Genomic DNA, 19322 nt, shown 5'->3' on the forward strand with positions numbered 1-19322 from the left:
TTAATTTCGGAACAAAGAAATAGCGATAGCTAGTACAGAGAGTGCCCCTATTATCAAGCTCGCGTTTTGGTATCCTTTATCGTTAATAGTTGAAAGTTTAGATTTGTTTGGTGTTACATAAATAAGATCATTACTTTTAAGGTAAAAATACGGCGATTTAAAAATCTCTTTTGAGGTAAGGTCAATGGGAATGTATTCTCTTTTACCATCTTTCTCTCTTACCAAAACTATATCTTCACGCTTACCTGTTATATTCAAATCACCTGCAAGGCTCAATGCCTCCGGAATGGTTAACCTTTCGCTGTTGCTGGTATAAATGTTAGGCCTTAACACATCACCCAAAACGGCGACTTTGAAATTAACTACCGTTACGGTAACAGTTGGAGAACTTAAGTACGGTGCAAGGCTTTTTTGTAATTGCTCGGAAAGCTGGTCGGTTGATAGCCCGGTAACTTTAACCAAACCGAGAAGAGGAAGTTTAACTTCACCCTTTCCATTTACAGTATAACCATAATTTGCATTTCCAGGGTTAGTACCCGCATTTTGTTGGTTGTTACCAAATACCGCGTCAGCTTCAGGGTTTTTACTACCAACGCTAATAGATAGCTGGTCGTGAGGTTGAATAGTAAAAGTAGTATAGTTATCTATATTTTCTTTTGTAATTTGCGTTCTGCTTAAATCCTGAAAGTAAGGTATTTTTTTGTACGAGTTGCAAGATGACTGGATTAAAAGTATTGTAACGCACGTTACAGTTAACAATAAAAACTTCGGTTGGAGGTTTAGTTTTTTGTTCATAGATGTGGGGAGTTATAAATATTAATATGTTTTTCTTTTAGAACTTTTAATACGTTCGTATGTCTTTCCAAAGCAACTTACGTTTGCTGAATCGATATAGTTTTCACATTACTCAACATTGATGCCAACTATAGTCATTTTATTACATAAGCCGGCAGTATTTTAAGCTGTCGCTTCAATCAAACAATTAAGCATGAAGCAAGTTTTCTTAATTTTAGTATTTATATTTAACCTAAGCGTAGTATATGCAAAAAACTACTACGTTAATGCAGCAACGGGTAATAAAAAATTTAATGGCTTAAGCGCAGGCAAAGCAAAAAGCACTATCCAGGATGCAGCCAATCTTACTAAACCCGGCGATACTGTTTTTGTTATGAACGGAACTTATATTAACGATTGCCCAAGCTGCAATGTTACTGACATAACCAAGAGTGGAAAAAGGAACAGATATATTATTTATACAAATTATCCGGGCCACACCCCGCGTGTAAAATTCGACGGCTGGGCCGGGCTATCTGTAAAAAGTGGGACGAGTTACATTAAGATAATCGGATTTGAAATAATTGGTAACAATGCCCAGGTTAATTTAAAGAAGGCCTTAAACCAACCCGGGGGCTGCAAAAACAAAAGCGGGAAATATGATCCTAAATATAACGGAAACGGGATTTCTATTGAAGGACGGGGCAAAAAACATTCACATCATATTGTAATTGCTAAAAACGTTGTACATGATTGTGGCGGTGGAGGGATTGGTGCAATACAGGCCGATTATATTACTGTTGAAGATAACCTTGTATATAATAATAGCTGGTATTCCGTATTTGGTACCAGTGGTATATCATTATACCAGTTTTGGAATTACGACCGCGCTAAGGGTTATCATAACTATATACGCAGAAATAGGTGTTTTAATAATAATTCATTCGTACCCTGGTTCAAAACCTGCGAAATAAGCGATGGTAACGGCATCATTATCGATGATTTTAGAAACTGGCAAAAAAGTTCGAACCTTGGGAGATATACCGGGCAAACATTAATAGAAAATAACATTTGCTGGTATAACGGCGGTACCGGGATACATTCATTTCAAAGCGATAATGTTGACATCATTAATAATACTGCTTACTGCAATTCGCAAAGTAACGGACTTAAGGCTGGGCAAATACTGTCCGGGATGGGGGCTAATAATCGCATTATCAATAACATTCTGATATCAGATGGGTTGGTGATCTTAAATTCTAATTACTCAAATACCAACCTTGTTTACGAAAACAATTTACACTATAATATAACAAACCCGGACAAAGCTGTGATAAGTATTACCAGTCCTTCATGTAAATATGCCGACCCACTTTTTATTAAACCATTAAGGAGCCTACAAGCAAACTTCCAGCTACAAAATACCAGCCCTGCCATAGAAGGGGGTAATGCAAATACCTATAGTTCATCAGATTACAATAATAAAAAAAGGCTGAGGGGAAGCAGGTCTGATATAGGCGCTTACGAATATTAATATCGCCGGTAAATCATTTTACTATTTAATGTAACATATACATCTATATTCTTTATAGGAATACGATTAGTTAGAAATAATATTTTATTGGTTCAGTATTTGATTATCTGTAATCATTATGGAAACAAGATATTTCTACTTATTACGGTTCACATTAGCATTAACGGACCTTATAATCGTTAATCTTTGTTTTTATTTAGGCTTTTATTTATCAAACAAATATTTCGTCCCTCTTGATAAAAGCATGTTTAGTAACAATGTGATTTTGTGCAACTTGCTTTGGCTAATAACAACCGGAATTTTTAAATTATATTCAAAAACAACCATTCATATACTTGAATATATTTATAAAGCTACCTGGAAAAGCTATGTGCTGCACTTAACACTTCTTTCTGCTTATTTCTTTTTCAGCAGTTCGTTAAATATGCCCAAACACTTTTTTATAATATTTTATGGTCTGTTGTTTTTAGGTTTTCTGATGAGCAGGTTTACTGGAACAGCCTTACAATCAGCGCTTAATGAAAATTTCGATATCAGGAAAAAGGTTGCGGTATTAAACATGAATGACCAGGGAGAAGAACTTGCCAATTATATTAAACAACAAGGCAGTTTTAATTTCGCAGGCTTTTTAGAGGAGGAAACATTATCGGTAAACGCTCATGGCGACTTGGTGATGCCAAGCGCTATCAACCAGTTAAAATCGGCAGTCAGCGCTGGTATCCAAGAGGTGTTTGTATCATTAGATACAAATCGAATGACCGAAGTATCAAACTTGATAGTAGAGGCAGAAAAGCAATGCATTAAGCTAATGTTTGTACCGGATACAAGATATATGGAAGCGAATTTCAAACTTGCCCGGATGGGTGAATACACCGTTTTTTCTGCCCGTAAAGAAGCGTTAGAAGCTGTTGAAAACCGATTTAAAAAGCGTGCTTTTGATATTATTGTGAGTGGAACTGTATTGATATTTATCTTATCATGGCTTTACCCTTTACTGGGTATTATCATCAAGTTAACCAGCCCAGGCCCCGTGATGTTTAAGCAATTGCGAACTGGTCGTGATAATAAACCTTTTTGGTGTTATAAGTTCAGAAGTATGAGTGTTAACAACGACTCAGACAAGCGTCAGGCTAGCAAAAGCGATATCCGTGTTACGCCTATCGGGCGGTTTCTACGGAAGACCAGCTTAGATGAGTTCCCACAATTTTTGAATGTATTATATGGCCACATGAGCATTATAGGCCCTAGGCCACACATGTTATCGCACACCGAACAGTATAGGCAATTGATAGATAAATATATGGTTAGGCAATTTTTAAAACCAGGTATTAGTGGTTGGGCACAGGTAAATGGATATCGCGGCGAGACTAGCGAAACCGTCTTAATGGAAAAAAGAGTAGAACATGATATTCACTATATGACAAATTGGTCATTAATGTTTGATATAAAGATTATGTTTCTAACGGTAATAAATATATTTAGGGGCGAAAAAAATGCATTTTAGAAAAAAAATATTTTTAGAATTACTTAAACGTTAATTTATTAGTATTTGATGCCATTTTACACGGTAAATATTTCCCCAAATTGAGGAATTAATACCACACGCTATCAAGAGTATCCTTTAAAGTAATATCCACAACAAGCTCAATAATAATATTACAATTAGGTTAGCAATTATTAAAAGCCCTATTTTTCTTGTATTGCCAATCATAATTACTGATGTAATTCTATTCGGGTTCATAATCATTCTGTCTTTTACGAATTGTTGGAAGAAATGTTACAAGTTTTTACTGTTTTACACAGTTTTGTTTTACAGCTGAACATTTAAACTCCAATCACTTTGGCTTTAATACCTACGCTAAAGAAGAAATTACTGCCGAAATGAATACCGCTTCATGAGAGCCTTAACCGTATAGGTCAAGCTACAATCTACTGCAGTACAACCGACATTGAAAGCTGGCTTAGTCTAAGACAAATCAGAGTTGATTTCGTCTTTATTTTTCTTTTCGTCATTACCTTCCCAAGGTCCGTCGATTATATTTTCCGTCATATTAACGGTATTTAACTCATTAATCTTTTTGTAAAGAGCAATGAGTTGATTTATCAAAATTTCAATATTTATTGGCTTGGACATATATTCATCCATACCGGCATTAATACAGTTTTCCTTATCTTCACTCAAGGCATTGGCAGTCATTGCCGCTATTTTAGGATTTGAGCCATAAGTATCCCTAATGATCCGGGTAGTTTCTAAGCCATCAAGGTTAGGCATTTGGATGTCCATTAATATTAATTCATAACGGTGATTTTTTAACAATCTTAGTACCTCTAATCCGTCAATGGCCAAGTCGGCTTTATAACCAAGCTTACTTAGGACCCTTAGTATTAGTTTTTGATTCATTAAATTATCTTCGGCTACTAATATTGAAAGAGGATAATTCAATGCGAACGTCTCCGAAAGAAGGGATTTTTTTTCGATCGTGCTATGCGACGATTTTTGATTTAATGTTTCATCGTTTACAGACTCAACATTTGCTTGCTGACAATATATATTGAATTTAAAGGTGCTACCAATACCGTAATGGCTGGAAACCGTTATATCGCCACCCATTAATTGAATTAGACGTTGGCAAATTACCAACCCAAGGCCAGTGCCCCCGTATTTCCTTGTTATTGAAGAATCACCTTGATTAAAGGCTTGAAAGAGGTTACCTAATTGTTCTTCTTTAATACCAATTCCGGTATCGCTTACTTCAAACGAAAGGCTAAAACCGCCGGTATTACCTTGGTATTCAGGTTTAATTTTGATAGCAATTTCACCACTATTCGTAAACTTAATGGCGTTTCCAATCAAGTTTGTCAACACCTGACGTAGTCTTAATCCATCGGCAATTACATACTGGGGTAACAGCTCGTCGACACTACGATAAAGCTTAATTCCGATTTCAGTTGCTGTATAAATAAATAACTCTAAAACATCGTCTACACACTTACGAATGTCGAATCGATTAGGCTCTAACTTTAAGTTTCCCGATTCAATTTTAGAAAAATCCAAAATGTCATTAATTACCAGCGACAGTGAGTCTCCGCTTTTAACAATTGAATTGGTGTAATCCTCCTGTTCTGGCGTTTGGTCTGTTTCTGCAAGCAACGCCGCCATGCCTAAAACGCCGTTTAATGGGGTTCGAATTTCATGACTCATCGTGGCTAAAAATGTACTTTTAGCCCGGTTGGCTTTATCTGCTTCTAGTTGTGCGCTTTCAGCCGCTAATCTCGCAAGCTTCTCCTGATCCTTTTGTTCTGTTAACTCTATTAAAAGTGTCTCTAAAGACTTTGTTTTTTGTTGTAGTTCTTTGGATTGAACGGTAATTCCATCTTTTTGAATTTTTAATTCTTCATTTAACTTCATCAAATCATTTGCTTGCTTACCGATTTCTACAGTCCGCGCCTCAACTTGTTTTTCGAGTTCTATTTTCTGAAGTCGCTCCGCTTTGTTTTTAAATGAAAAGTAAGAATAAGTTATACTTGCCAGGATAACAGCAATGATGGAACGGAACCACCAGGTCATCCAGTAAGGAGGAATAATAATTATTTTAATAGTAGTTTGCTTGTCGTTCCAGATTCCGTTTTCGTTAGCGGCTCTAACTCTGAAAATGTATGTCCCCGGGTCTAAATTAGTAAATGTGGCTTTTCGTTCTGAGCCTACATATCGCCATTCATTATCGAAGCCATCCATTTTATAAGCATATGTATTATTTTCAGGAATTGTGTAATCGAGTGCAGCAAAGTTGATGGAAAACATCGATTGTGAATGGTTTAATTTGATCTCCCGCGTGGATCCAATGCTTTGACTTAATGGTGACTCTTTCGCACCTGGGATTACCGGTTTGTCAAACAGATCAAATCCCGTAAGCACAACCTTTGGTTTATTGAAATTAAATTGAAGGTTATCCGGGTCGATAATATTGAAGCCGTTGATACTACCTAAAGCAATTTCACCGCCTTTCAATCTGGCACCCGTTCCAAAATTGAATTCAAGGCTTTTTAACCCATTATGATAACCATAATTTTTTGACGTACCTGAAATAGGATCCAACCGAACAATGCCTTGTATAGTACTTAGCCAGATTTTACCGGCGGCATCTCCGGCAATATAGTTGATGGTATTGTTAACCACCCCGTTTTTTTCTGTATAGGATTTAAATTGTTTTTTTTTCGTTTCATAACAATTTATTCCGCCGCCCATTGTACCCACCCACATATTTCCAATGGCGTCTTCGTAAAAAGCGCTGATCACATTGCTCGTAAGCGCGCTATTTTTTGTATTTAGATGCTTAAAAGATTGGCTAATAGGATCAAAAATACTTATACCAAAACTATAGCCGCCCATCCAAATACGGCCATGACTATCTTCATACAGCGCTTGAATAGTGTTATCACAAACGCTATTATGGTTACTGGCATCATGCTGATAATTAATAATTTTTTTTGTAGATTTTTTATACACATAAACACCTCCGTCTTCGGGGGTAAACCAAATATTGCCGTCTTTATCTTCTAATATAGCATATATCCCTTTTCCCTTTATTTTATTAGGGCCGCTCCCTATTCCTAAGTGCTTGAATTTTCCTGTTTTGGGATTATAACAATCCAATCCACTTGCAAAGGTACCGATCCAAACAAGGCCCGTTTGCTTACTTGCATGAACGCTTAAAACGTAATTACTAGAAAGACTGTTGATATTCTTTACGTTATGCTTAAATGGTGTGGATGTGCCTTTTTTTCTGTCATAATAATCAACTCCAAAATCTGTTCCCAAATACAGATTTCCAGTCGCATCTTCTGAAATGCTCCTTATGACGTTGACTGCTGACGGGTTACCTGCTAATGAAGATTTATATGCCGGAAAAATAGATAAATTTTTATCGTATTTTACAATGCCCTCGCTATTCGTGCCGATCCAAAGGATACCAGCATTATCCTCCAGCAATGCGCCAACGCCATCATTTGGCATTGTGTTTTCTCCGTTTGTTTTTTCGTTAATAGGGATTAGCCTTCTTTCGCGAGCATCAAAAAGTTGTAAAGTAGTATTCGATCCAATCCAAAATCTGTTGCTCTTTGCACTAGCCAGGCAAAAAATGGAGTTAATATGCCCCGATAGATTTTTATCTGCTTCAATTGGGAAATATAAATACGTTCCGGTTTGTTTGTTTAATAAATTCAGCCCTTTCTTTGTACCTATCCAAATGTTATTATCCTCATCTTCTATTATTGAAGTTATTCGGTTGTTGTCTGTATTGCGAGTTGTAGTTTTATCAAAAAATCTGGTTGCCTTTCCGGACTTGATATCTAATAAATACAGCCCCTTCGTAGTTCCAACCCAAAGATTATTGTTGCTAGCGCTATGAAGTGCCGTAATGTTGTATTTGTCCTTATCATTACCGGTAGTTTTAAATTGAAGATAGCGCTTAAAGGTACCCGTTTTGCTGTCAAATAGATTTAGTCCGTCTTCGGTTCCTGCCCAAAGATTCGCATTTCGATCTTTATAAACTATTTGAACGTTATCATTACTAAGCGAATTTGTTTTAAGATGGTCATTTTTGAAAGTTACAAATGAATCATGGGAACGATCATAACGGCTTACCCCGCCAAGCCGGGTCCCAACCCACAGGTTGTTATATCTATCTTCGCAAATTGAATTGATAAGATCGGCACCTAAGGAAGAAGTACCGGTTCTTGAGCTTTTGTAAATAGTAAATTTGAATCCATCATATTTATTTAGCCCGTCCTGAGTTCCGAACCACATAAATCCAAATTTGTCCTTTAGAATACACAGTATAGTGTTTTGCGAAAGCCCATTGTTGCTATTTAAATAAGTTGTATTTAGCGAAAGCTTTTGGGCATTCGCCATTGACGCTAATAAAAAGAAAATCTGTGCAACAACAATTCCTACTTTGAACCTCTTCATTAATAACATTATAATAACTTATACGAAATTTTTTATTAATATGTTGCTATTTAGATTCATAACTAGTGTCATGTCAATTTGATATTGTCGTATGAATTTTATATTTTTATCACCCAAAAGGGATATGATAAAATATAAAGTTGTACTAACAAAAGAGGAAAGGGATGAATTCGAAGCGATCATTAGCAAGGGTTCTCATACGGCACAGCAATATCGCAATGCCTATATATTATTGAACTGCGATGAAAGCGGGCTGGGCGAGAAGATCATTAACGAGGATATCAGCCGGGTATTAAAGGTAAGTATGCGGATGATAGACCGGGTGAAACAACGTTTTGTAGAAGAGGGGTTTGAATCATGCTTGGAACGCAAGCCATTAAGTAAAACGAAGGCAAAAAAAATAGACGGAGAATTGGAAGCTCACCTAATAGCCTTAAGCTGTAGCAAGGCACCGGAAGGGTTTTCGAAATGGTCATTGCGGTTATTGGCCGACAAAATGGTGGAATTGAAGTATGTCGATGATATCTCTTACGAGACGATCAGGCAAACATTAAAAAAAACGAATTAAAGCCCTGGAAAGTAAAGGGCTGGGTTATTCCACCCTTGCAAAACAGCGAATTCGTAGCAAATATGGAGCAGGTACTGGATGTATATAAAAAACCATATGATGAGCGATTTCCGATAGTTTGCATGGACGAGTCACCCAAACAAATGATCGGAGAAACACGAACAGCCATACCTATGCAGCCGGGACGGGAAGCGCGAGAAGATTTTGAATATCAACGATGCGGGGTAGCTAATATCTTTCTTGCATCGGAACCACTTAAAGGGAAAAGATTTGTTGAAGTAACTGACCGGAAAACAAAAACAGATTGGGCAAAATTCATTAGGCAAATAGCAGATGAGTGGTATAAAGATGCACACAAAATAACTTTGGTTATGGATAATTTAAGCACACACAAAGCAGGGGCATTATACGATGCATTTGAACCAAAGGAAGCAAAAAGAATAAGAGACCGGTTCGAATTTGTTTATACCCCTAAACATGGTAGTTGGCTAAACATGGCTGAAATAGAATTAAATGTTTTGATGGGGCAATGCTTAAACCGTAGAATTGATAACATTCAAACTATGCAAAAAGAAGTTACTGCCTGGCAAACACACCGGAACAACAAACATGCTGTAGTCAATTGGCAGTTTACAAATGATGATGCCAGAATAAAATTGAAAAGACTTTATCCGACAATTTTAGACTGACATGACACTAGTTGATCTGGCGATAACCTCTGTAATGAAGTACAGTCATTGATTTGTTTTTTTAAAAGGTTCTGCGTTGTGGTAGTCGAATGGACATCGGAAGTTTACCTTATGAATAACCAACCATATAGCCATGGACGACAAAACATAAACAGGTAGTACGAACAGCAGATTATCAACTTAAACTAAGACTATAAAGTGTCTTACTAGACAAAGGAGCTAGTCATTACCAAAAAAGAATTGAAAGATGCCTTAAATCGGCGGAAACCTCAGTTAGCGCTGTTAAGATATACCTTGAAAAATAATTTCAAATTGGCCTGAGCATTGTGGAAAGAACTTTAATGCTTAAAAGCGCTTAACTTACCAGAAAGCAGACGGCTGCGCAACACGCTCGCCGAGTTGCCACACGAGTTAGTAAAAATAACTGTAAAGAAATAGCACACGTTAAGAGCTAGTTTCTTCTTTTTTGTACCCGGCCATAATTTCGTGCACACAAAGGCACTGCTTCCCCTGACTTCAAATTACTCCTCTATCACGTCTCTATTATAAATTGGTCATCAACGAAATTACCCGAGAATCAGTTTCGCGGCCCCATCGAACAGTAAGCCGGTTCCGCAGAGATAACACGAAAGATACTGATAAAATAAAGACTACACGTTCAGCCGGTTAAGATATTGTCCGAATGTGCCTGTTACACTTTCTTTACCAGCGGCGTAACACGTTACGGAAATACAATGCATGGTTTTCCAATGAATTTCCTAAGCCGGCCATAGAAGTTAAACTGAATAACAGTTAGGAAAGCTGTTTTCATCAACTATTATTAACCATTACACAAACAAAAATGAATTTTAAATCAATAGCTTTAATCGCTTTCTTTGCAACCATATTTACGGCTTGTGAAAAAGACAATGACAACGCTTTGTCTACAATTGTTATCAACGATAACTTTGAAACAGCAGCGAATGGATGGACAGGAGATTTCGCTGATTACCCCTTAACTCCCGATTCTCTAACATACAACCTGAGTTTCAATACTGCCAATCTTCCCCTACCGTTAAATGTAACTAAGAAAGGTTTAAAAATCTCGGGGAATAATCATAGTGATGATCTCTTCATGTTTATTAAGAAGAAAATATCGGGACTTAAAGCCAATCAAAATTACAAGTTTAACTTTCAAATCGAGTTGGCATCAAATGCTCCTTCTAACGCTTCAGGGATTGGCGGCGCGCCGGGTGAATCCGTATATTTAGGCGCCGGAGTTACTTCAATTGAACCTAAGAAAGTTAAACTTGAGGGATTTTACCGGATGAATATTAATAAAATATCTCAATCACAAAGTGGTAAGGATATGAAAATTATCGGTAACGTAGCAAACGGGACCCAGAAAAGTGATTACACCTTATTACAGCGAAGCGGTGAATTTTCCGGAACGGCAAATGAGAAAGGCGAGGCTTGGATCATTATTGGAACGGATTCAGGTTTCGAAGGGACGAGCACCCTTTTTTATACCAATGTTAAAACTACCATAAAAAAAATGTAATACCTTTTAGTTAACGCCGGTTGTTGCGCTAAAACGCCGGCGTTTGCTTAAAAGACGCAGCAGGTCAGCAAAAAAAGAATTGCGATTCAGGCTAGCGATAACCAGCAGCTTGTAATTCGAACAACTTGGCGTACTTGTCATTCTGTACCAGAAGTTCCTCATGCGTCCCTATTTCCATTAGCTGCCCTTTTTCGAGTACCCATATGGAATTTACGAAATTAAAATGACGATTCTACTTTCGGTTTTTAGTTTATAATTAATAATCAAATATTTATGTCTATTATTTACCAATACAGAACTTGCTAAAGATATTCTCGAGTAAATCATCTGTGGTAACTGCGCCGGTGATTTCACCCAAGTAGTGTAAGGCCTGCTTAATGTCCATTGATAGGAAATCTGACGTGACGGTATCTATGCCTTCAAGAACGCGGATCAAGGCTTCTTCGGTTTTTTGGAGGGCTTCGAGATGGCGGATGTTGGTTACCAATGTTTCGTGGCCGGTTAGCTGGTCTTTTATAGCGGCGGCATAGATCTTATTTTTCAGTTCATCTATATGCTGCTTTTCTTTGGCAGATACGATGATTGCCCTTTCGGTATGTGGCAGAGCGGTCAATTGTTCCGGGTTTAGCAGGTCGGCTTTGTTTGCTACAAGCAGCATGGTTACGCCGGGCTTTTGCAGGCTTTCTATATCGCTATTTAGTTCGGCAAGGGTAATTTGTTCCGCATCGTACACATAAACAAGCAGTGCGCTTTGGCTTATTTTTTCCATGGTACGCTGCACCCCTATCTGCTCAATTGTATCTGTAGCTTCGCGAATGCCCGCTGTATCTATTAGTCTGAAATTAATGCCGTGGATATTCAAAACTTCTTCTATCGTGTCGCGTGTGGTACCGGGGATATGGCTTACAATGGCACGTTCTTCATTCAGGAGGGCATTTAACAAGGTCGACTTCCCCGCATTTGGCCTGCCGGCTATTACGGTGTTAACGCCATTTTTAATAGCATTTCCCAACTCAAAAGATTGTATCAAGCTACCAGTTACGCGGGTAATTTCGTGGGTTAGCTTTTTCAGCTGGTCGCGGTTAGCAAACTCCACATCTTCCTCCGCGAAATCAAGTTCAAGCTCTATTAATGATGCAAATTGCACCAATTGCCCGCGTAGTTGTTGCAGTTGATTGCTAAAGCCGCCGCGTAATTGCTGCAAAGCTACCTGTTGCGATGCTTTTGAATTAGAGGCTATAAGGTCTGCAACAGCTTCGGCTTGCGAAAGGTCGAGTTGCCCGTTCAGGAATGCCCTGAGTGTAAATTCACCCGCCTTAGCAGCGCGTGCGCCATTTTTAATAAACAGCTTAATGATAGATTCAATAATATAGTTTGAACCGTGGCAAGAGATCTCTACAACATTCTCGCGCGTATAAGATCGGGGAGCCACAAATAAAGATGCCACAACCTCATCCAGTTCCAGATCGCCGTCTATAACCCTGCCAAAGTGCATGGTATGCGATGCCTGTTTAGTAAGGTCTTTACCTTTCCAAACCTTTTGCGCTATGTTAATAGCATCCGGGCCCGACAGGCGTATAACCCCTATGGCCCCTATTCCTGTTGGGGTGGCAAGCGCAACTATGGTATCTTCGGTATGGTTCATGGCTGATAGTTCATGGTTCATAGTTAAAAGCCACAAACCGTTTTCTTGCGCGAAGGTCGTTATTTTCGGTGAATGTTATGTTGACCGGATGCCATAAACTATTACACGGCTTTCATCCACGAATCATCGACCATGATCCCAAAAAGTTTTACCTTCGCGATATTATGGTAACTTTTTTTGAAGCTTCGCTCGATACTATTTCTGTACACCATGTGGGTAACCAATCTGCAGGTGAAATGTACGCCCTGTCAGAAAAACCGCTCGAGTTAAAAGATGAGATCATCCCCAACCTGTTGATGCAATACTTTTTAAAGCCTTTTGAAAAAGTTAACGAGGTTTACCACTTAATGCATAGCAGCGGCGACCTTGCCCTCAACGAGTTGCATAACTTTGCTACCAAGGTTTTTGACGACCAAGAGAAATTCCACGAGATGTCTGAGCAGATAGCAAAACATCTGTATAAAGTGAGCACACATCCCAACATCAAGGGCGGTGAACTTTACGTGGTATATTTTAACAATGTGCAAATAGAAGGCAACCCGCTGGATGCCATCGGAATTTTTAAATCAGAGAATAAAGAAACTTACCTTAAAGTGTATCCCGACCAGGGCGGTTTCGCGGTAGATTATGAGCAGGACGCCATCAATATCAATAAGCTTGATAAAGGGGTGCTCATCTTTAATATCGAAAAAGAGAATGGTTACAAAGTTGTAGTGGTTGACAAGGTAAGCGGCGGGCAGGATGCAGCAGTTTATTGGAAAGATGAGTTCCTGCAGCTGAAGATCCGTAACGATAGCTTTAACCAAACCAGCAACACCCTGGGCGTTTACAAAAACTTTGTCACTCAAAAACTGGACGATGAGTTTGACATGAGCAAGGCTGATAAAATAGATCTGCTGAACCGCTCCATGAAGTACTTCAAAGAGAAAGAAACCTTTGACCTGGATGAGTTTAGCGAAGAAGTGATCAACAACCCCGAGGCCATCGCATCTTTCAAAACATTTAAAAGCCAGTACGAAGAAGAATTTGATAACCCAATTGCCGACAATTTTGAAATCTCCGGCAACGCCGTAAAAAAACAGGCCCGCATATATAAAAGTGTTTTAAAGCTTGATAAAAACTTCCATATCTACATCCATGGTGATAATAAACTGATTGAGAAGGGTTTTGACGACGATAAATCAATGAATTATTATAAAGTGTATTTTAAAGAAGAAGCGTAAAAATGGCAGGGTGGCAAATTTTATTGTTAGCTATTGTTGCTGTTCACTTAACAATGGCGGGGCTAGCTATTTTTAGAATTGCCAAAGCAATAGTATTAACTAAAACCCAAAAGCGTTTAAACATATGTCTTACGCTAATATTCCCGTTTATATGGTCAGTATTGATATATTTTATTTTGAAAAAAGAAATGGAATCTTATGAAGCTCGTAAAAACATAAATCGATCTAACGATTTCTACGAGAGTGGCATAGCGATTAACAATTTTGGCCATCATAATTAATTAAAAAAGTCATTATTAAAGCTTAAACCATCCTTTAAAGCATAAGTCATATCGGTATAACATACAATTTATACCTTATTCTATGAAAAAGCTATTCCTTGCCTTACTACTTGCTATTGTTGTTTTATCGGGTTGCATGATGCAAAACAGAACTTTTGCACTTGGAACGTCCGAAGCAGAATTTAAATCCAAAGATAAATGGCTCACAACCATGGTAGAGCAATCTGAAGAACGTACTGTTTACAAAAAAATAGCCGGGCAAAATGGTGATCGTTACACCTATGTATATTACTATTTTGTTGATGGCAAATTAGTGCGTATGGACGAGGGCGAGCGCCAACCAACCGTTGTGGTGGAGCATGTTAAATCCTAAATTTCTTTTCTAAAAATCCGGCAATTCAGCATTTGCGTATCTATAGGTAACATTATACCCTATAGATATTATTTGTGATAGCTGCATTATTTAACCGGTACAATTTTTTGCGCGTTGCGGTAAGCATTCTTTTGATCCTGTTTATAGGGTGCAAAATTGCTGCGCCGATATTCGCAGTTGGGAAACTTTCTGTTAAAGAAGCGTTGGTAACTACCCAAGATAATGACAGTGACAGTGAGAAAAAGGCAGATGCTAAACCTTTCGAAAAAGAATTTGCGAGTTTTTACTCAAACAACACCTGCGATATTGTCTGGCATACTTATATTGTACACTTAACAGCGTACAACAATAACTACCGTTCAACTTACTACCAAACTATTACCATCCCCCCGCCAGATAGGGCTTAGTTTACACCCATCATAAGCCGTTTTGGCTTAAACAAATTGTAAATTAATAACACCTATCAAAAATGAAAACATTTAACTTTTCTATAAAAAAGCTGGGCATAATATGCGCGGCAGCCATTGTACTTGTAGCAACATCTTGCAAAAAAGATAAAATTACAGTTACCCCACCTGTAGTAATTGACGAAACAATTGCCGGACCCGATGCACCCTTTTTCGCGATAACACTGGACAACCAACTGATCAGCGCGAATGCAAAAAACGCCCCATCGGTAACAAAAACTACCGCTATAACCGGGTTACAGGCCGATGAAAAGATCCTGGCGATAGACTTCAGGCCGGCAACAGGCCAGCTTTATGGGGTGGGCAGCACCAGCCGTATTTACGTTATCAATACCGAAACTGCTGTAGCACGCGCAATTGGCACATCAGCATTTACGCCCGCAATTGATGGCGCGGCGGTTGGGTTTGATTTTAACCCTACGGTTGACAGGATCCGCCTGGTGAGTACAACAGGGCAAAATCTGCGCTTAAATCCTGAGACCGGCGCAGTAGCCTTTACAGATGGCGTAATCAACGGTGCAACAGGCGCTACAGTTACCGCTGCCGCATACACTAACAATAAAGCGGGCGCAGCAACAACCGTATTATTTGTAATTGACGTTGCCAACGATAAACTTTACAAACAAGACCCGCCAAACAACGGCATGCTGGTAGAGATAGGCAAACTGGGTTTTGATGTACAAAGTGTTGGCGGCTTTGACATTAGCCCCGATGGTGCAACTGCTTTGGCGGTATTAAATAAAGATAATAAGTCGAGTTTATATAGCATTAATTTGGAAACCGGTAAAGCTACAAAGATCAAGAACGATTTCACCAGCGTGGTTACTTCAATCGCTATCCCTACACAACCGGTGGCTTACGCCATCAGCGCGGCTAACGATCTGGTGATATTTAACCCAACAAACCCTGTCCCTGTTGCAAAAGCGATAACTGGAATACAAGCGGGCGAGAACATCCTGGGGATGGACATGCGCCCCGTTAACGGACAGCTTTACGCCATAGGCAGCACCGGCAGATTGTACACCATTAACGCATCATCAGGCGTTGCAGCGCAGGTAGGTACAGCACAGGCACCCCTGTTGGGAACGGCTTTTGGTTTTGATTTTAACCCTACTGTAGATCGTATCCGTTTGGTGAGTAACCTGGGCCAAAACTTAAGGCTTAACCCTAACGATGGCACCCTGGCCGCTACAGACGGCATTTTAACAGCTGGATCATCTATAACAGGCGCGGCGTACACTAACAACTTCGCGGGCGCAACCACAACTTTGTTGTTTGATATAGATACCCAAAACAATATGCTTTATAAACAAGACCCTCCAAATAACGGTACACTTACCGCTATAGGTGCATTGGGAGTTACCGCAGCGGCGGCCAACGGTTTTGACATTGGCAGTACCAGTGGTACAGCTTATGCTTTGCTAACTGTTAGTGGCGTAACCAAGGTTTACACCATTAATTTAACTACAGGCGCAGCAACTGCAGGCGCAACACTTACCGGTACGGTTAAGGCATTTACATTAGGCTTAGGATTTTAATTTTGGCCGGCACTTTTTAAGAAAATCCCTGCATCAAAAATGCAGGGATTTTCTTTTATTAGGGCTTTTCGTCGAAGGCTAATTTCATAAAGGTCAACACCTCTTCATTTAAATCTTCAGGCATAAGCATCCTGAAATGGTGATTGAACTGCCGCTGCCCCGGTACCTGAGCTATTTTTTGAAAACATAGATTATCCGGGTATTCTTGCTTAAAAGGGAATACAACATGTATAAAGTTTTTACCCAACTGTGTGATGTAAGCAACGCGTTTTGAACCGTTATACAACCCTATCATACTTTTAAGCGGCACTGCTTCAATTGGCCCTAAGGCATTAATGCTGCTCACGAAATGATTGAACAATGCAAGTGTATGCTCGCTTTTTCCGTTCAGGAAATCGGATAAGTTCTGCTCTTGGGATGATATCACGTCGTTAGTTTTTACTAAAATAAAAAACTATCGTCATTTCGAACGAGGTATGAGGAGAAATCTTGTTCGATAGAATATTTTTGCTTGAGTGATAGGGCGTAGAAGATTTCTCGTCGCTGCGCTTCCATCGAAATGACAGGGTAACGAGGCTTTATTCTAAAACTCCGGCAATATCCCCTCTATCCCCCAGCGCTCTTCGATACCTAATCCAAACAGGGCAAAATCATATTTAACGGGATCGGTAGGATCAAATTCTTTGAGGCGTTCGGTTAGTTCGAGTGCGGTTTGCCAGTCGGTTTGTTTGCGGTTAATGAGTTTTAGCTTGCGGGCTACACGGTCTACATGCAGATCACAAGGGCAAATGAGGTCTGCAGGTTTCAGTTTGGTCCAGATGCCGAAATCAACGCCGTTATCATCCTTACGCACCATCCAGCGCAGAAACATGTTAAGCCGCTTGCAAGTAGATTTCTGCGAGGGCGACGACACATGCTTTTTTGTACGGTGCGGAAAATCGGGCAGGGAAAAGAAATAGGAACGAAAATGGTTAAGTGCAACTTCGGCACCTACATTAGTCTGAGCCTGGCGGAGACCTGTAGTGCTGATGGATCCTTCGCTATCGTTTAGGATGACAAATTTATTTGAGGGCACAAACGCGTCCTCTAAGCTTTCAAAATGCTCGTAATGCCACCTAAAAAACGAAATAAAATACAGCGTATCTATATCATTAAAGGTGCGGTGTTTAAAATGAAGTAGTTTCTTAAGGTCGGGGTCTTCGTGGTTGATGATGAAATCATAGGGCGCACCATCCATCAGGGTAATAAGTTCCTTGCATTTATTGATGATGGTAACCCTTTGCCCCCATGCCAGCGTAGCCGCCCAAAAGCCCATGATCTCGACATCCTGCTTCTTGCTAAAAATGTGCGGGATGCTCACAGGGTCGTTTGCGATAAACTCGGGGCGGTTATATTGGGCCACCTTGGCGTCGAGGAAGGCTTTGAGGTTATCGTTCATTCTTTCAGTATCGAGTATCAAGTAGTTAGTATCGAGACCAAAACAAATTTTGATACGTGATACTAACTACTTGATACTTATTAAGCCAATGCCTGTTTCAAATCTTCTAACAGGTCTTCAATATCCTCTACCCCTACACTCAGGCGTAGCAAGTTATCTACCACACCGGCTTTATCGCGTTCGGCTTTGGGGATGCTGCCGTGAGTCATGCTTACGGGGTGGTTTATCAGTGACTCTACACCGCCTAAAGATTCTGCCAGCGCGAACACTTTGAATGAGCCGGCAATACGGTAGGTATCTTCTAAAGTCGCATCTTTCAATACGATGGAGATCATACCGCCAAAATCACGCATTTGCTTTTTGGCAACATCATGATTTTTAGAATCGGGGAAACCGGGCCAATAAATTTTTTCTACCCGTGGGTGATCTTTCAAAAACTCGGCAACCTGGCGGCCGTTTTCGCAATGGGCTTTCATACGCAGGTGCAGGGTTTTTATACCGCGCAATACCAAAAAGCTATCCATCGGCCCCGGTGTAGCACCACACGCATTATAGATAAACCAAAGTTTTTTGTAAAGTTCTTCGTCATTAAGCATCAGGGCACCCATCACCACATCGCTGTGGCCGCCAATATACTTGGTAACCGAATGCATCACCACGTCTGCACCCATATCGATAGGGTTTTGCAGGTAAGGCGATGCAAATGTATTATCCACCACAAACAGCAAATTTTTGGCTTTGGTTATTTTGCCCACCGCCTCGATATCTACCACCTGCATGGTTGGGTTGGTTGGGGTTTCTATCCAAACCAGTTTGGTTTTGTCATTCACATACTCGTTGATAATGTCTGGGTTCGACAGATCAAGGAAATGGAATTTGATACCATAGTTAGCGTAGATCTTAGTAAAAATCCGGTACGATCCCCCGTAAAGGTCGTTACCTGTTATTACCTCATCGCCGGGGGCCAGCAGTTTCATCACCGCATCAGTAGCGCCCATACCGCTTGAGAAGGCCAGTCCGTATTGAGCATTTTCCAAGGCAGCCAAACAATCCTCTAATGCCTTGCGGGTTGGGTTTGTACCGCGCGAGTACTCATAACCCTTATTATCGCCCGGCGATTTTTGCCAGTAGGTTGACGTTTGGTATATCGGCGTCATGATAGCGCCGGTAGTTGGGTCGGGCTCCTGCCCTGCGTGTATTGCTTTAGTTCCGAATTTCATAGGTTGGTGAGTGGTTAACTGTGCGGGGTGCGGGGGAACGAAGTGCGTTTATCCCGCTCCTTAT

General features: G+C 39.8%; 15 protein-coding genes. 9 read left to right on the top strand and 6 right to left on the bottom strand.

All coding sequences use genetic code 11. The features are described 5' to 3' along the window. Window positions 1–795: a polysaccharide biosynthesis/export family protein gene (locus ABIB39_RS19815; protein ID WP_354431916.1), complete on the bottom strand. Its 795-nt coding sequence runs from the start codon at window positions 793–795 to the stop codon at window positions 1–3. Between the two features lie 193 nt (window positions 796–988). Here ABIB39_RS19815 and ABIB39_RS19820 point away from each other — a divergent pair, with 193 nt between their 5' ends. Continuing rightward, on the top strand, window positions 989–2308 hold the full coding sequence (locus tag ABIB39_RS19820; protein ID WP_354431917.1) for a choice-of-anchor Q domain-containing protein: 1320 nt from the start codon (window positions 989–991) through the stop codon (window positions 2306–2308). Window positions 2309–2426: 118 nt separating this feature from the next. Then, window positions 2427–3812 (top strand): undecaprenyl-phosphate glucose phosphotransferase, encoded by a 1386-nt coding sequence (locus ABIB39_RS19825; protein ID WP_354431918.1) that lies wholly within the window; start codon window positions 2427–2429, stop codon window positions 3810–3812. Between the two features lie 462 nt (window positions 3813–4274). On the opposite strand, the gene ABIB39_RS19830 is transcribed toward ABIB39_RS19825, so the two are convergent. Then, window positions 4275–8276 (bottom strand): hybrid sensor histidine kinase/response regulator, encoded by a 4002-nt coding sequence (locus tag ABIB39_RS19830; protein WP_354431919.1) that lies wholly within the window; start codon window positions 8274–8276, stop codon window positions 4275–4277. A gap of 124 nt (window positions 8277–8400) precedes the next feature. On the opposite strand from ABIB39_RS19830, the gene ABIB39_RS19835 reads away from it, so the two are divergent. Then, a protein-coding gene (locus ABIB39_RS19835; protein WP_354431920.1) for an IS630 family transposase occupies window positions 8401–9533 on the top strand; the annotation gives its coding sequence in 2 pieces (ribosomal slippage) (window positions 8401–8827 and window positions 8827–9533; 1134 coding nt in all). An 841-nt stretch (window positions 9534–10374) separates the two neighbouring features. Beyond that, window positions 10375–11073 (top strand): hypothetical protein, encoded by a 699-nt coding sequence (locus ABIB39_RS19840; protein ID WP_354431921.1) that lies wholly within the window; start codon window positions 10375–10377, stop codon window positions 11071–11073. A 280-nt stretch (window positions 11074–11353) separates the two neighbouring features. On the opposite strand, the gene mnmE is transcribed toward ABIB39_RS19840, so the two are convergent. Next, window positions 11354–12739 (bottom strand): tRNA uridine-5-carboxymethylaminomethyl(34) synthesis GTPase MnmE, encoded by a 1386-nt coding sequence (gene mnmE / locus ABIB39_RS19845; RefSeq protein ID WP_354431922.1) that lies wholly within the window; start codon window positions 12737–12739, stop codon window positions 11354–11356. 143 nt (window positions 12740–12882) lie between these two features. On the opposite strand from mnmE, the gene ABIB39_RS19850 reads away from it, so the two are divergent. The 5 genes from ABIB39_RS19850 to ABIB39_RS19870 all read left to right on the top strand — a co-directional run bounded on the left by ABIB39_RS19850 (window position 12883) and on the right by ABIB39_RS19870 (window position 16600). Then, entirely contained in the window at window positions 12883–13941 is a 1059-nt protein-coding gene (locus ABIB39_RS19850) for a nucleoid-associated protein (protein ID WP_354431923.1), read from the top strand. Window positions 13942–13943: 2 nt separating this feature from the next. Beyond that, window positions 13944–14222 carry a hypothetical protein gene (locus tag ABIB39_RS19855; protein WP_354431924.1) on the top strand — a complete coding sequence of 93 codons (279 nt, stop codon included), beginning with the start codon at window positions 13944–13946 and terminating at the stop codon, window positions 14220–14222. Window positions 14223–14304: 82 nt separating this feature from the next. Then, the gene (locus tag ABIB39_RS19860; protein ID WP_354431925.1) at window positions 14305–14595 is read left to right on the top strand and encodes a hypothetical protein; all 291 of its coding nucleotides are present in this window, start codon (window positions 14305–14307) and stop codon (window positions 14593–14595) included. A gap of 74 nt (window positions 14596–14669) precedes the next feature. After that, a complete protein-coding gene (locus tag ABIB39_RS19865) occupies window positions 14670–15002 on the top strand; it encodes a hypothetical protein (protein WP_354431926.1) in 333 nt (110 codons plus the stop codon). Between the two features lie 62 nt (window positions 15003–15064). Next, window positions 15065–16600 carry a DUF4394 domain-containing protein gene (locus ABIB39_RS19870; protein ID WP_354431927.1) on the top strand — a complete coding sequence of 512 codons (1536 nt, stop codon included), beginning with the start codon at window positions 15065–15067 and terminating at the stop codon, window positions 16598–16600. A 58-nt stretch (window positions 16601–16658) separates the two neighbouring features. Here the strand turns inward: ABIB39_RS19870 and ABIB39_RS19875 are convergent, their stop codons facing one another. The 3 genes from ABIB39_RS19875 to ABIB39_RS19885 form a co-directional block, all read right to left on the bottom strand. Then, entirely contained in the window at window positions 16659–17027 is a 369-nt protein-coding gene (locus tag ABIB39_RS19875; RefSeq protein ID WP_354431928.1) for a DUF5655 domain-containing protein, read from the bottom strand. 156 nt (window positions 17028–17183) lie between these two features. Beyond that, window positions 17184–18038: a TIGR02757 family protein gene (locus ABIB39_RS19880; protein ID WP_354431929.1), complete on the bottom strand. Its 855-nt coding sequence runs from the start codon at window positions 18036–18038 to the stop codon at window positions 17184–17186. Window positions 18039–18118: 80 nt separating this feature from the next. Then, entirely contained in the window at window positions 18119–19258 is a 1140-nt protein-coding gene (locus tag ABIB39_RS19885) for a cystathionine gamma-synthase (RefSeq protein ID WP_354431930.1), read from the bottom strand. Between the last annotated feature and the right edge of the window lie 64 nt (window positions 19259–19322).

The sequence above is a fragment of the Mucilaginibacter sp. UYP27 genome (genome assembly GCF_040547175.1).
Taxonomy (GTDB): domain Bacteria; phylum Bacteroidota; class Bacteroidia; order Sphingobacteriales; family Sphingobacteriaceae; genus Mucilaginibacter.